The organism is Alteromonas sp. CyTr2 (assembly GCF_947311905.1).
Taxonomy (GTDB): domain Bacteria; phylum Pseudomonadota; class Gammaproteobacteria; order Enterobacterales; family Alteromonadaceae; genus Alteromonas; species Alteromonas macleodii.
The window spans coordinates 24,360-39,406 of record NZ_CAMZMZ010000005.1; the positions used below are offsets into that span (position 1 = coordinate 24,360).

Here is a 15,047-nt window from a genome sequence, read left to right on the forward strand (position 1 = left end):
GTGATCCATCCAACTGCGGTAATTTCAGAAAGTGCAACGATTGGTGAAAATGTCACCATTGGCCCATTTTGTGTGGTAGACGACAACGTCACCATAGGCGATGGCTGTATTCTGAAATCACATGTGGTGGTACGCGGCCCAACGCGTATCGGTAAAAACAATAAATTTTATCAGTTTTCTTCAATTGGTGAAGACTGCCAAGATAAGAAGTATGCGGGCGAGCCTACTGAACTTGTCATCGGTGACGATAACGAGTTTAGGGAAGGGGTAACCGTTCACCGAGGCACTATTCAAGACAACAGCATTACTATAATCGGTTCTCGCTGTTTATTTATGGCCAACTCTCATGTTGCCCATGATTGTGTTCTTGGCAACGACATTATTATTGCAAACAGTGTTGCGATTGCAGGCCATGTTCACATGGACGACCACGTCATTGTTGGCGGTGCCGCAGGTATTCACCAGTTCTGTAAGATTGGAGCCCATTCGTTCTTGGGGGCTGGCGGCATTATTCTGCGCGACGTGCCTCCCTTCGTTATGGTCAGCGGCCAGAAAAATATTCCTCAGGGTATTAATTCTGAAGGACTTAAGCGTCGTGGCTTCAGCAAAGAAGAAGTTATGGCCATTAAACGCGCTTACAAAGCAATATACCGTGAAGGCAATACCGTCGACGAAGCCATTGAAAAACTTGCCGAACCCGCACAGGAGTTCCCTGGTGTGGCCCTTATGGTGAAGTTCTTACAAGACTCTAAGCGAGGCATTATTCGCTAATTATGTCTACGCCTATCCGTATCGGCATGGTTGCCGGAGAGCCCTCTGGTGACGTGCTTGCCGCCGGAATGGTTGCAGAGTTAAAACGCCAATACCCTGATGCTGTTATTGAAGGGATTGGCGGTCCAAATATGATAAACGCGGGTTTTCATAGTCTTTTCGATATGGAAACCTTGTCGGTTATGGGACTTGTCGAAGTCCTCTCCCATCTACCTGCCATCTTGAAAGTTAAAAAGCAGCTTCTTGCTCACTTTGAGCAAAATCCGCCAGATATTTTTGTGGGTATTGATGCGCCTGATTTTAATCTAAGAGTAGAAAAAGCGCTTAAAGCACGCGGTATCAAAACCATGCACTATGTGAGTCCTACTGTGTGGGCGTGGCGTGAAAAGCGCATCCATAAAATAGCGAAAGCGACTAATCGCGTGTTGGGTTTATTTCCTTTCGAGCAGCAGGTTTACGATAAATACCACGTTCCCTATACCTTTGTGGGACACACAATGGCTGACGCTATAGCAATTGAGCCCGACCAAAATGCGGCGCGCCAAGAATTAGGTGTAGATGGTAATGCTTCCGTATTGGCTGTACTTCCAGGCTCACGCAGAGGCGAAGTAGAAACGCTACTTCCAGTATTTCTGGAGACCATAGAAGCTATTCATGCTAAACGCAGCGACATTCAATTTCTTATCCCTGCTGCTAACGAACATCGTCTTACGCAAATAAAGGCACTCTTGCTGGAAGCCAATAAGGCAGAGGAACGTTTACCCATTCAGGTAACGCAAGGCACATCGCGAGATGCGATGATAGCTAGCGATGTTATCTTGCTTGCATCAGGCACGGCTACCTTAGAGGCCATGTTATGTAAGCGCCCCATGGTGGCCGCTTATTTACTCGCACCACTCACGTATAAAATTATGCAGCGCTTGTATAAAGCGCCTTTCTTCACGTTGCCAAATCTATTGGCTAATGAAGCTATTATTCCTGAATTACTACAAGAAGAAGTAAATGCAGAGAATATGAGCAATCAGCTACTCAACTTCTTCGAAAGTGATAATTCAGCCCTTATTTCCCGTTTCACCGACCTCCACCATACGCTAAAATGCAACGCTGATAAAACAGCAGCAAAAGCTGTCGTGGAGGAATTGTTTGCATAAGTTAATTGCCGGCGTTGATGAAGTAGGTCGTGGCCCGTTAGTCGGTGATGTGGTCACCGCCGCGGTCATTCTCGACCCTGAAAATCCCATTGAAGGGCTAACGGACTCTAAAAAACTGAGTGAAAAAAAGCGCGTAGCGCTTGCCCAAGAAATTCGTGAAAAAGCACTCTACTGGAATATAGGTAGAGCTAGCCCTGAAGAAATAGATAAGCTTAATATACTGCACGCTACCATGCTCGCTATGATCCGCGCAGTGGAAGGCCTGCCAGTAAGGCCTGACTTTGTGCGTGTAGACGGCAACCGAGTTCCTGCGTGGAATTTTGAGTCTGAAGCGGTAGTGAAAGGCGATAGCCTGCACGCAGAAATTTCAGCGGCTTCCATTATTGCCAAAGTAGAGCGAGATAACGATATGATTTCGCTTCACGAGGCCTACCCGCAATATAACTTTGCTGGGCACAAAGGTTACCCCACAAAAGCACACTTTGAAGCCATCGCTGAATATGGCATCTTAGATTGCTATCGAAAAAGTTTTAAACCTGTAAAAGCGCTACTCGAAGAGAAATAAAATCATGTCATCGCCATTTATTCATTTACGTGTTCACAGCGACTTTTCGATGATGGACGGCCTGAATAAGGTTAAACCTATTCTAGGTAAAGTGGCCGCGCTTGGCATGCCTGCCGTGGCGATCACCGACCAAATGAATATGTGTGGCTTGGTAAAGTTTTATTCCGAGGCACATAACTTAGGTATTAAGCCCATCATCGGCACTGATTTTTGGGTTACTAATGAAGTCTTTGGCGATGAACCTTTCAGACTAACCCTTATTGCAATGAACAATGAGGGATATAAGAACATTACTATTCTTATCTCCAAGGCCTATCTTCGCGGGCACCTCTCACACCGAGCGGTCATTGATCAAGAATGGTTGGCAGAGCACAGCGAAGGTGTGATTGCGTTATCGGGTGCACAGCATGGTGATGTTGGTGTGGGTTTAATGAAAAACAACGCCAAAATTCTCGATAGTGCCCTTGAGTTTTATCAAACTCATTTTCCCGACCGCTTTTATTTAGAGCTTATCAGAACCGGTAGGCAAGGTGAGGAAGATTACTTGCACCTTGCCGTGGAGCTTGCTGAGCAGCGCGGCTTACCCGTGGTTGCCACCAATGAAGTGTGCTTTATTGACCGTGAAGGCTTTGATGCTCACGAAATTCGTGTATGTATTCACGATGGCTACACGCTTGATGATAACCGCCGCCCTAAACGATACAGTGACCAGCAATATCTGCGCACTGCTGAGGAAATGGTTGAGTTATTTAGCGACATTCCTGAAGCCATAGAAAATACGGTTGAAATTGCCAAGCGCTGTAACGTTACCGTACGGTTAAACGAGTACTTCTTGCCGCAATTTCCAACCGGCGGCATGACCACCGAAGACTTCTTGGTTAAGGTGTCTGAAGAGGGGTTGGAAGAACGACTAGAATTTCTATTCCCAGATGAAGAAGTGCGCAAAGCGAAACGTCCAGAGTACGATGACCGACTTCGCATTGAGCTTGAAGTTATCAACCAAATGGGTTTCCCAGGCTACTTCCTTATTGTAATGGAGTTCATTCAGTGGAGTAAGGATAACGGTATTCCGGTAGGACCAGGGCGGGGGTCCGGTGCGGGCTCATTGGTGGCCTATGCCTTAAAAATTACTGACCTAGATCCGCTTGAATTCGACTTGCTATTCGAACGTTTCTTGAACCCAGAGCGTGTATCCATGCCTGACTTCGACGTCGACTTCTGTATGGATAGACGAGACGAAGTAATCGACCACGTTGCTGAGCTTTATGGGCGTCAGGCGGTATCGCAGATCATTACATTTGGTACTATGGCGGCAAAAGCGGTAGTGCGCGACGTAGGCCGCGTACTTGGTCACCCATACGGCTTTGTAGACAGAATCTCAAAGCTGATTCCACCAGATCCAGGCATGACGCTTGAAAAGGCGTTTAAAGCAGAGCCACAGCTACCAGAAGTGTATGAAAGCGATGAGGAAGTGAAAGACCTTATCGATATGGCGCGAATACTTGAAGGGGTTACCCGAAATGCCGGTAAGCACGCCGGTGGTGTTGTTATTGCGCCAACCACAATCACAGATTTCTCGCCTTTGTATTGTGATGACGAAGGTAAAAACCCCGTAACCCAGTTCGACAAAAACGACGTTGAAACGGCGGGCTTGGTAAAATTCGACTTCTTAGGTCTTCGTACGCTGACTATTATTCAGTGGGCAATAGATATGATCAAAGAAGGGAAGAACGTTGATGTCGATATCAGCGCTATTCCTCTTGAAGATCCTAAGAGTTTCAGAACCCTACAAAACGCCGAGACAACTGCGGTATTCCAGCTGGAATCTCGCGGTATGAAAGAGCTAATTAAGCGCCTTAAACCTGACTGCTTCGAAGATATTATTGCACTGGTGGCCCTGTTCCGTCCGGGCCCGCTGCAATCAGGCATGGTAGATAACTTTATTGATCGTAAGCACGGACGTGAAGAAATTTCCTACCCCGATGCTGAATATCAGCACGAGTGCTTGAAAGAAATTCTAGAGCCTACCTATGGCATTATCTTGTATCAGGAACAGGTAATGCAGATAGCCCAGGAAATGGCGGGCTACTCGCTGGGCGGCGCTGACTTGCTTCGTCGTGCTATGGGTAAGAAAAAGCCAGAAGAAATGGCGAAGCAGCGCGGCACGTTCGCTGAGGGTGCGAAGGGCAATAATATTGACCCAGATCTAGCGATGAAAATCTTCGACTTGGTAGAAAAGTTCGCGGGTTACGGGTTTAACAAATCTCACTCTGCTGCTTACGCGTTGGTGTCTTACCAAACCCTGTGGCTGAAAGTGCATTATCCTGCGGAATTCATGGCTGCGGTAATGTCGGCTGATATGGATAACACCGATAAAATCGTGACGCTTGTCGATGAATGTGAGCGCATGGGCATCGAAATACTGCCGCCAGATTTAAATGCGGGTAAATACAAATTTACCGTTGATAGCGAAGGTCGCATTGTTTACGGTATCGGTGCGATTAAAGGGGTAGGTGAAGGCCCGATTGAAGCGATTATTGAAGCGCGGGAGACCCAAGGGGCATTTAAAGATCTTTTTGATTTCTGCGCCAAGATAGACATTAAACGGGTAAACAAGCGAGTGCTAGAAAAGCTAGTACTAGCGGGGGCAATGGACAACTTAGGTCCGCATCGCGCCAGCCTTATGGCGAGCTTACCCGAAGCCCTTGCCGCCGCTGGACAGCACGCAAAAGCCGAGTCTTTTGGTCAGTCAGACATGTTTGGCCTACTGACTACCGAGCCAGAAGACGTGAAGCAAGCGTTTGCCGATGTCCCTGAGTGGCCTGAAAAAGTATGGCTAGAAGGTGAAAAAGACACGCTAGGCTTGTACTTAACCGGCCACCCCATCAATCAGTACGCGGAAGAACTGCGTTACTACACCGACGGTCGATTAGTTGATTTAAAACCAACCAACAAAGACCAAATGGCCAGTGCAGTAGGACTGGTGCTTGGCGTGCGTGTTATGACGAACAAGCGGGGTCGTCGCTGGGCCATAGTGACACTGGATGATAAGAGTGCCAGAATAGACGTACGTTTCTTCCCCGATATGTACGAACAGTTCGAAAGTGTGTTAGAAACTGACAGAATATTGCTTATAAAGGGACAGGTCAGCTTTGATGATTTCTCTGGGGGCAATACAATCACCGCCCGTGATGTAATGGACATTGTTCAGGCACGAGAGAAAAACGCGAGAGCGCTGGCACTTAATATTGATACCCAGCTGCTTGAACCGAAGAAAATGAGTCAGATGCAATCTATCCTGCAGGCATTTAGCGGCGGAAGTTGTCCTGTTCAGTTAGCGGTAACCCATCCAGACGCTGAAGTAATCTTAGCGTGTGGTGCAAGATGGTACGTTACCCCTGAAGACCAACTTTTGCACGATCTCAAACAATGTTTGGGAGACAAAGCCGTTTCAATTCTCTACCATTAAGGGTAAGAGTTCGATAGATTGGACATCTCGCGTTTGCATAGACGAGCGTAGTACGAATAGGACATGAAATGAGTATACAGTTTTTGGACTTTGAACAGCCAATAGCCGAACTAGAAGCAAAAATTGAAGAGCTTAGGTTGGTGAATCAAGGTGGCGAGTTTGACGTTGGTATTGAAGAAGAAATCAATAAGCTTCGCGGTAAAAGCGCAGAGCTGACTAAAAAGATCTTTTCTGATCTTGGCGCATGGCAAGTTTCCCAACTTGCACGTCACCCAATGCGTCCATACACGTTAGATTACATTCCTCGTATTTTTACAGAATTCGACGAGCTTGCTGGTGATCGCGCGTTCGCTGACGATAAAGCGATTGTTGGTGGCCCAGCAATGCTAGATGATCAGCCGGTGATGATTATTGGTCATCAGAAAGGGCGTGACACCAACGAAAAAATTAAGCGTAACTTCGGTATGCCTAAACCAGAAGGTTATCGTAAAGCCCTGCGTCTTATGAAGATGGCTGAGCGCTTTAACATGCCTATTATTACCTTCATCGACACGCCAGGGGCATACCCAGGTGTGGGCGCTGAAGAGCGCGGCCAAAGTGAAGCAATCGCGAAAAATTTATTCGAAATGGCTGAGCTTACTGTTCCAATCGTGTGTACCGTAATCGGTGAAGGTGGTTCAGGTGGTGCACTAGCGATTGGTGTTGGCGATCGCGTTAATATGCTTCAATATTCTACGTACTCGGTTATTTCACCAGAAGGTTGTGCGTCTATTTTGTGGAAAAGCGCAGAAAAAGCACCACTCGCTGCTGAAGCGATGGGCGTAAGTGCGCCACAAATTAAAGAGCTAGGCCTGATTAACAGTATTGTTGAAGAGCCTTTAGGTGGTGCGCATCGCGATCATAATGGCATGGCGGCTAATTTGAAGGCCGTCATTAAGCAGCAGCTTAACCAGCTTAAAGAACTAGATAAAACTAAATTGATGGAAGAGCGTTACCAGCGTTTACTGTCGTTCGGTTATTGCTAAGCTCATTATAAGTTCATTAAGAAAACTAGCATGAAAGGTGCATTTAGCCGCTATGTACACCTGCGCTCTATCAGTTTAGACGCTTGATATAAAATCTAGCGAGCGGCGGCTTAATTCATGTCGGTCATGTAATGTCGTATACGAACAAGGGGGTTGTTTACCAAAGGTAACCAACCCCCTTGTGTTATTAGAAAGTGTGTTATTAGAAAGCCAGTGCTTAGCCAAATACAAAGTTAAACCTCAGTAAAATATAGCGTTGAAAGAATAAGGTATTACCGGTCTGTGACCCCTCTACAATCCCCAACAATCGAACATATCGTCAACCGCATAGCGACATCTCTCACTGATGTAAAGCTACCACTTCAAACGCCACTCGTCGTTGCTTACAGCGGTGGTGTGGATTCGACCGTTCTGCTCCAAGCCGTTATTGCATATAGGGAACAGTTTGATAGCCCAATTCATGCTGTACATGTACATCACGGTTTAAGTGAAAATGCCGAACAGTGGGCAAAGCACTGCGAATTACAGTGTCGTCTTGAAGACGTAGCATTTCATTTGTATCGAGTTGATGTTGATACGGGGTCGAGAAAAAGCCTGGAAGCAGAAGCGCGTAAGGTTCGATACAACGCATTGTTAGAAGTGTGTGACCAAATAGGCGGTGTATTGCTTTTAGGACAACATGCCGAAGATCAGATTGAAACCGTATTGCTTCAGCTTAAACGCGGTGCTGGTCCACAAGGCTTAGCGGGTATGGGAGAAGTTCAGTACCGAGGTGACACCTTGATAATGCGCCCTATGCTAGCACTAGAGAAAGCCGAGATTGTAGCTTATGCCGAAGAGGAAATGTTGCAGTGGGTTGAGGATGAATCTAATCAGCAAAATAGCTTTGATAGGAACTTCTTAAGGAACGAAATTATACCTCACTTGCTGGCGCGATGGCCTAAGTTAACCAAAACCGTGGGGCGCAGCGCCGAGCTTTGTGCTGAACAAAGCGCACTAGTCAGCGATTCTGCCCAAAAATATTTTGAAGATTGTAAACGCACAGATCTCAGGCTCGACGGACAACAACTCGCTGCATTGTCGTTACCGTGGCAGGCTATGGTCATTCGCGCGTGGTTTCGAGCTCAAGGCGAGTTGTCGCCGTCAAAAGCACAGACAGACCAAGTTCTCGCAATGCTAAAGGCAAAGTACGACGCAACCCCTGAAGTGAACTTTAAATGGGGCAGGGTAATACGGTTTGACCAAGACCTTTATTGGGTGGTGAACGCTACTCATGAAGTACCGCAAAACCTAGAATTAGCGCCCAACCAAGATATCGCGCTTCCTTGGCTTAGAGGCCATATTCGAATTGCAGTGCCAAAAGCGCGAGAAGAAGATACCGTTTCTCTGCAAACCAATGCTCGCAACCTTAAAGTAAAGCCAGAAAATGCGAACGTATCTAAGTTGCTGAAAGAATGGTTTAAGGTATGGCGCGTGCCAAGATGGGAGCGAAACGGCGTGCCGGCAATCTTGATTAACGACGAGCCTATCGCACTGATTGTTGAAGGACGTTGTGTTTATCTGCAGCCCAAAGCGCCAGATATAGAAATAACCTTTAGTCTCGACTGAATCTATGTAGCACTAAAAGTGCCTTTTTTTGAAAGGGCTAGATACTCTTGTTTATGGTATCCATGGCAATAATGTGCAAAAGCGGCATTGCTTTGCCGCCATCCTGATAAATTCAAATCGCGACGTTACGCTGCGTGATAACTATTTTTGCCAGAGTTTTTCACGCGATACAGGGCGTTGTCAGCACGGTCAAATAGGCTACTCATCGTATCGCCGTCGCGATAAATCGCGCCGCCAAGGCTGGTTGATACGCCTAAGCGAGATAAGTAGCTAGAGCTATTGATACTCATTTGAATACGCTGGGCTGCACAAGCTAGTTGCTGTTGCGACTGACAGTCTAGCAAACAACAAAACTCATCGCCGCCATAGCGAAATACTTCGTCTTCATCCCGCAGAACATTAGATAAATGTGATGCAACATGGACAAGTACTTTGTCACCTTCGCCATGACCAAAATTATCATTCACATACTTAAAGTTGTCTAAGTCGATCACCAAAAGTGCGAAAGGATCATCGTGTCTTTGCGCCCAGCCGAGTTGTCTTGTCATTGACTGCTCAAAGCCCGCTCGGTTACCTAAGCCAGTTAACACATCTTTAGTCGCCATCTGTTGCACACGCATCAATGAAAGAGCGTGCTTTACTTGTTTTCCAAATAAATCATGCAGTTGGAATAGACTCTCCCGTTGCGATAACGACAAGGGTGAACTAATGTAATAATAGACATGAGCTTGATCGCCATTAACGGCATTGGCACCTTGTAGTGGTAAATCAATGAGTGTTGACGATATCTTTGCATTACCGTACACCCAACGCGAGTCAAAGTCAGACAAGCTAAACCCGACAATAGGTAACAACGTGTTTAGCTGCTGAAAATACACGCCACCTAGCTCTTGTAGTTCAAGAGTAGAAAGTAGCTGCGTGATAAAGCCTGATAATTCACTAAAAGAGAGTGATTTACCTGTGCTCTCAGCAGGGTAAAAATTGTTATGTTGTGTGCTATCGTAGACTGACGTTGAAAAATCCACAGTAGTGCCCCTATACAAAATGCGTTGATATGCAAAGAAACAAGTGTCAAAGCCCTGACGTTTCTGTGGCCACATCTGCATTTTCGCGGAATTTATGGCGATCACAGCGGCAAAACTTGCCGGATCTGCATTTACACAGGGGATTTTGCAAACTAGATGCCAACAAAGTGTTTCAGGCACTAGTCTTTAGTTTAAAGCGTAAAATCGCGTGATTTATCGCGCTTGTTTTACAAATGGAAGTTTATGTAGCTTTAGGAGGTAGTGTGGGGACGAGCTTTTTAAATATCGTGATATTGATGTTTATATCGGTATGTGCGGTCGCATTATTTAAACGCATTCATCTCCCTCCTATTCTTGCTTATCTGTTTGCCGGCGTACTCGCGGGTCCACAACTATTATCTGTGTTTGCCCACCCAGAAGAAATGCACCTGCTCGCTGAAGTGGGCATAGTGTTTTTGCTCTTTTCACTTGGTCTTGAGTTCTCGTTACCTAAATTGTTGGCAATGCGCTCTTTAGTATTCGGTGTAGGATTAGGGCAAATGGTGTTTACCACGGCAGTGTTTACCTGTGTTCCTCTGTTTCTCGGCATTCCAATGAGTGCGTCCATCATTATTGGTGGTACGCTGGCGTTAAGCTCAACCGCTATTGTAATTAAGCAAGCTACCGAAATGGGCATTCTTAATAACAGGCGTACACAATTAGCGGTGAGTATCTTACTCTTTCAAGACTTAGCGGTGGTTCCGTTCCTAATTGCTATTCCTCTTTTAGCCCAGACTGGTGAAGTAAGTATTGCGCTAGCTTTAGGCGAGGCGTTGCTTAAAGGTGTGTTTGTCATTGCGTTTCTAATGTCAGTGGGTAAGTGGTTACTACCTTGGGTGTTTAGAGAGGTAGCAAGAACAAGGACTGACGAGCTGTTTGTTCTGACCACTATATTGATTGCCCTATTGGCAGGAGGGCTAACTTATTACTTCGGGCTATCCATGGCGCTAGGCGCTTTCTTGGCGGGTATGATGTTGGGGGAAAGCCAATACAAGTATCAACTTGAAGCCGACATTCGTCCGTTTCGAGATATTTTAATGGGGTTATTTTTTGTTACCGTGGGTATGCAGTTAGAACTCACTGTACTGTGGAACAGCCTGTTTGAGATTGTTTTTGGCGTTTTTGCTTTGATGATAGTTAAAGTCATTTTAGTAAGAGGCGCATCTCTATTAGTTAAAACCGATGTAATAGATGGCTGGTCTGCTGGGGTTAAACTTTGTCAGATTGGCGAGTTTAGTTTTGTAATTGCTGCGCTTGCTACGACACACGGCGTGTTAACGTCAGAGCAGTCATCGCTGATTGTGTGCATGGGTGTAATCAGTATGGCGTTAACCCCGTGGCTTATGAATAACAGCGTCACTATAGCAAGGCGTATTGTTAACAAGGATATCTCGTTCGATGACAATGTGAGCTTTGGTAATGCAGAGCCGTTAACCAACCACGTCATTATTTGTGGGTTTGGCCGCGTTGGACAGTCGGTAGCACGTATGCTGAAAATGGAAGGCATTCATTTTGTTGCCATAGATATGGATCCTGTCAGAGTACACGAGAGTCGAAACGCGGGAGAGCCCGTCATCTTCGGTGATGCGAGTCAAAAAGATATATTGATTACTGCCAATGTAGAAGGTGCCAAGCTTGTGCTTGTTACGTTTGATCAAGTCGATAAGGCCAAGCAGGTGATAACGCAGACCCGAAGCATTACGAGCACTACAGATGTTATGGTGCGTACCAAACGAGACTACCAGCTTGAAAGCCTATACAGCGCGGGTGCCAATCAAGTCGTGCCAGAGCTGCAAGAGGGGAGCTTGATGTTGGTATCGCAGGTGCTGCATTACGCCGGCGTGCCAATGTCTCGTATTTTAAAGCGGGTGCGAGCTGAGCGAAAAGGTCGCTACGATCATATGCACGGCTTTTACCCGGGAGAAACAACAGAGATCACCTATGGCACAGAAGACAAGTTAGAGTTTATCCATGCTGTGGTGTTGTCCGAACACGCTTCCTGTATTGGCAAAGCCATAAAAGATATCGATTTCTCGAGAATGCGAGTAGCGATTAAGGGCCTAAGACGGAATGGAAATGAAGTTAAAGACCCAGACCAAGACGCTATTTTGCAAGCCCATGACGTGCTAGTGATTGCGGGTAAACCCCGGCGTGTGGAGCGAGCAGAGCGAAAACTATTAGAAGGGAGCTAGCACGCAGTTAAACTTAGCGTTGTTTAGTCTAGCGCGCTTGCCATGGAACATGTGTTGAATTACGTGAGTTCAAGCTTACGCTACGCGGTCGCTTTCTAAGTCTGCAAATTGCTTTTTTAGGTCGTAGCGCTCGTCTGTCACTATCTTCTCAAGCACAGAAACTCGTTCCTTAAGCTCTGCAATTTCGGCTTTATAAGCATCGGTTTCTTTGCTGCTAAGTTTCTTCTTACTTTTGTCTTTTGCACTTTCGACAATGGAAACTAAGGCCCAGGCACAAATGGCTACTATTGCAATCGCGGTCATATTCACGGTGGTATCCCTCACAAATGGCTTTAAAACAGTGTAGGTGAAAATTTGGCCTGTTGCCTAATTCACCCCGTATTTAGTTAAATACTCATCGGTAAAATTACTGCTTCGCTTCAGGTACTATAGCGGTTATCTAACATACTTTTTAGTAAAAAATGTAACCCGTTAAGTCCATCACACTAGCAGTGTTATAATGAGAGATTGCAAGTAGGTTGCCAAGTGACAAAAGTCATTACTTTCTAAGAAGTTAGAATGTTTACCTAAGCTAATACAAAATAAATGTTAATGAATTTCACCAACTAAAGTAGCAAAATTGACGAATGAGTGACCAAAATAGCAACCGTCCAACACCAAACTTCGACCTTGCAAACAAGCAAACGCAAGAAAAAGAGGCTGTGCAGGAGCCGTTGACTGAAATCGCAATGGAAGACATCGCGACAGAAGAAGACATAATGTGGATGAGGCATGCGTTAACGCTTGCCGATAAGGCTGAGTCGATTGGTGAGGTGCCAGTCGGCGCCTGCGTAGTATTAAACGGTGAGCTTATCGGTGAAGGCTTCAATACGCCGATAACGGATAATGACCCATCTGCGCATGCAGAGCTACGCGCTGTTAAAGAAGCAGCAGCTGCGGTGCAAAACTACCGACTTATTGATGCTACGTTGTATGTGACATTAGAGCCCTGCTCTATGTGCGCAGGTATGCTGGTACATGCACGGGTAAAGCGGGTGGTGTTTGGCGCAAAGGATGCGAAGACAGGCGCTGCGGGCTCGGTCATGAACCTATTGCAACATCCTGCGCTTAATCATCAACTTGAGGTTGTATCTGGCGTATTAGCTGACGAATGTGCTAACAAATTGTCAGATTTTTTTCGCAAGCGCAGGAAAGAAATAAAGGCTGCCAAAAAGGCGAAAAGACTGCTAGAGGGGGATGCTTCAAACTAGTGTTTTATGGTACCGCTTGAAGATGTGCTTAGTAGAGTAATTCGCCTAATTGATTTATCGTTTGCAGGTTTAATCAGTGAACCCTAAAGCTTTATAGCTATTTAGCTAGGCGTACGGGTTAACTGAGTGAACATATCGCTGGTAACAAATAGCTTGCGGCGCTGAAGTACTTTTTGGTGACAACGCTTGAGCATAAGTCTGCGTCTGTTGTTGTTTTTCAATTTTATTCCTTTTTTCATAAATCGATTTTTTTTCATTTGTTCTCCTTTCTCGCGTTGTGGCCACTTTATGTTTTTCGTGACCACTTTTCTTCCTTCGTGCGCAGCTCTCTTTATTTGAACAAGTCTCACGTTATTCGAGAGATGTTGTCATTTAAGAGCTGCAGCTCTTCTAGAGCTTGTCATCGTTGAGAAAATAATTATTACTGAGAAAGTAAGTCAGTGTCTGACTAACTTCTTTTTAGGGTACAGTACAAAGATGACATCGAAATGACAGTTTTCAAGAGAGAAGCAAGGTGAACTGCGTCAAATTTTTCCTTGTTCGTCCAACCATACTAAGCTGTCATAATAACGACGAATATTTTCTACATACTGTAACGCTTCATCGCCTCTTGCATAGCCATAGCGAGTAGTACGGTAATATTTCTTTTGCCTAAGCTGTGGCAAGCGACGCTTTACATCTACCCAAAGGTCTGGATTGCCACCTTGTTGCTCGGTAAGAATGCGTGCGTCTTCTAAATGGCCCATACCGATATTATACGACGCCATAGCCATCCAGGTTCTATCTGGCTCGCTAATTCGCGCAGGTATGCGATTGAGCAAACTGGCAAAATAACGAGAGCCTCCGCGAATGCTTTGTTCAGGATCGGTTCTGTCATCTACGTTCCAGTCACTTGCCGTATCCATGGTGAGCATCATTAGACCGCGAACGCCAGTTCTTGAGATAGCGTCACTGTCCCAGTGACTTTCTTGATAACTCATGGCCGCAAGCAGTCGCCAGTCTAATTCACCTGCATACTGTTGAAATAAGGGTTTGTATTGGGCAAGTGCTGTCTCGGCGGCATAATTAAACGCACGACTGTCGACGTAATCAAACTGGCGAATATGGCCAAAGTACTTGTCTTCTAACACCGTAAACCAGCCTGACTGATGTACAGTACCAAAATATTCAATCAGCGCTGCTTTCACTGAGTCATCTTGATGTAATGGGAGTGCCCACGCCATCGGCATATCTTCATTAAGGGTTTTTGCCACGGCTAAGTTAGGATATCGCCTGCGCTGAAGGGCTAGACGGTTGCTGTCTGCTACCGTATAAGCAATGTCGCCATTGGCAACTTGTTGCAACAGTTCTTCGGAGTCAGAATCTTCGGTGGTAACAAGTTGGGTTTTTATTATTGGGCTTTCACCATCACTTGCTTGGTCGGTTACCTCGTCTAATAAATTAGACAGTAAGTGAGCTTGGCTGCTACCTGCCACAGTAACAATAGGGGCATCAAGTTCTAATAAGTCTCTAGGTCTCGATGTCCCTGCTTGGAAGACGAGCTCTTGTTGAACGTGTTGATAGGCTGGACCGTAAGCAAAACGACTTTTAAGTGAAGGCGTTACCGCATCGCCTGTCGCGACAATGTCCAGATTACCTTCTTCTAACTGTTCTAACATGACTTCATAGCTGTAGAAGGGGTAAAGGTCGAGCGTCACGCCAAGGTAATCGGCAAATCCTGCCAGCAGTTCATATTCAAAACCCTGCGGCCCCTCTGCGCCGTTATAAAATGTTCCTGCACCATAAACAGTTCCGACGCGGATCGACTCTCGTTCCAACAATGAAGAAAGGGCAGTGGGTACGGAAGGAACGCCACAACTTATAACAGCAATAGATAATATGATTATTAATTGTAGTTTTAATCGTTTTTTATAGTCTTGTGACTGCATAGACCTTTACTTGTTGTCATTAAA

Annotated in this window: 12 protein-coding genes; 8 read left to right on the top strand and 4 right to left on the bottom strand. The window is 45.8% G+C overall.

Annotated elements, in window-relative coordinates:
* The 6 genes from lpxA to tilS all read left to right on the top strand — a co-directional run bounded on the left by lpxA (position 1) and on the right by tilS (position 8,589).
* Positions 1–771, top strand: coding sequence for an acyl-ACP--UDP-N-acetylglucosamine O-acyltransferase (gene lpxA, locus QME20_RS04630; protein ID WP_015066413.1), 771 nt, complete (start codon positions 1–3; stop codon positions 769–771).
* Positions 772–773: 2 nt separating this feature from the next.
* Positions 774–1,922 carry a lipid-A-disaccharide synthase gene (gene lpxB / locus QME20_RS04635; RefSeq protein ID WP_156077997.1) on the top strand — a complete coding sequence of 383 codons (1,149 nt, stop codon included), beginning with the start codon at positions 774–776 and terminating at the stop codon, positions 1,920–1,922.
* The gene (rnhB, locus tag QME20_RS04640) at positions 1,915–2,487 is read left to right on the top strand and encodes a ribonuclease HII (RefSeq protein WP_014948565.1); all 573 of its coding nucleotides are present in this window, start codon (positions 1,915–1,917) and stop codon (positions 2,485–2,487) included. The genes lpxB and rnhB overlap by 8 nt, the downstream gene beginning before the upstream one ends.
* A 4-nt stretch (positions 2,488–2,491) precedes the next feature.
* The gene (gene dnaE / locus QME20_RS04645) at positions 2,492–5,956 is read left to right on the top strand and encodes a DNA polymerase III subunit alpha (RefSeq protein WP_281715532.1); all 3,465 of its coding nucleotides are present in this window, start codon (positions 2,492–2,494) and stop codon (positions 5,954–5,956) included.
* A 68-nt stretch (positions 5,957–6,024) separates the two neighbouring features.
* Positions 6,025–6,981 (top strand): acetyl-CoA carboxylase carboxyl transferase subunit alpha, encoded by a 957-nt coding sequence (gene accA, locus QME20_RS04650; RefSeq protein WP_049585989.1) that lies wholly within the window; start codon positions 6,025–6,027, stop codon positions 6,979–6,981.
* 282 nt (positions 6,982–7,263) lie between these two features.
* Complete coding sequence (tilS, locus tag QME20_RS04655) at positions 7,264–8,589, top strand: tRNA lysidine(34) synthetase TilS (RefSeq protein WP_281715533.1); 1,326 nt, start codon at positions 7,264–7,266, stop codon at positions 8,587–8,589.
* A gap of 125 nt (positions 8,590–8,714) precedes the next feature.
* Here the strand turns inward: tilS and QME20_RS04660 are convergent, their stop codons facing one another.
* Positions 8,715–9,614: a GGDEF domain-containing protein gene (locus tag QME20_RS04660; RefSeq protein ID WP_156078001.1), complete on the bottom strand. Its 900-nt coding sequence runs from the start codon at positions 9,612–9,614 to the stop codon at positions 8,715–8,717.
* A gap of 263 nt (positions 9,615–9,877) precedes the next feature.
* On the opposite strand from QME20_RS04660, the gene QME20_RS04665 reads away from it, so the two are divergent.
* Positions 9,878–11,845: a cation:proton antiporter gene (locus tag QME20_RS04665; protein ID WP_156078002.1), complete on the top strand. Its 1,968-nt coding sequence runs from the start codon at positions 9,878–9,880 to the stop codon at positions 11,843–11,845.
* Positions 11,846–11,920: 75 nt separating this feature from the next.
* On the opposite strand, the gene QME20_RS04670 is transcribed toward QME20_RS04665, so the two are convergent.
* Complete coding sequence (locus QME20_RS04670) at positions 11,921–12,148, bottom strand: hypothetical protein (RefSeq protein ID WP_156079099.1); 228 nt, start codon at positions 12,146–12,148, stop codon at positions 11,921–11,923.
* A 323-nt stretch (positions 12,149–12,471) separates the two neighbouring features.
* Here QME20_RS04670 and tadA point away from each other — a divergent pair, with 323 nt between their 5' ends.
* Positions 12,472–13,095, top strand: coding sequence for a tRNA adenosine(34) deaminase TadA (gene tadA, locus QME20_RS04675; RefSeq protein ID WP_049585992.1), 624 nt, complete (start codon positions 12,472–12,474; stop codon positions 13,093–13,095).
* A gap of 101 nt (positions 13,096–13,196) precedes the next feature.
* Here tadA and QME20_RS04680 read toward each other — a convergent pair whose 3' ends face one another.
* Positions 13,197–13,352: a hypothetical protein gene (locus tag QME20_RS04680; protein ID WP_014997583.1), complete on the bottom strand. Its 156-nt coding sequence runs from the start codon at positions 13,350–13,352 to the stop codon at positions 13,197–13,199.
* A 267-nt stretch (positions 13,353–13,619) separates the two neighbouring features.
* Positions 13,620–15,023 carry a membrane-bound lytic murein transglycosylase MltF gene (gene mltF, locus QME20_RS04685; protein WP_061094420.1) on the bottom strand — a complete coding sequence of 468 codons (1,404 nt, stop codon included), beginning with the start codon at positions 15,021–15,023 and terminating at the stop codon, positions 13,620–13,622.
* Between the last annotated feature and the right edge of the window lie 24 nt (positions 15,024–15,047).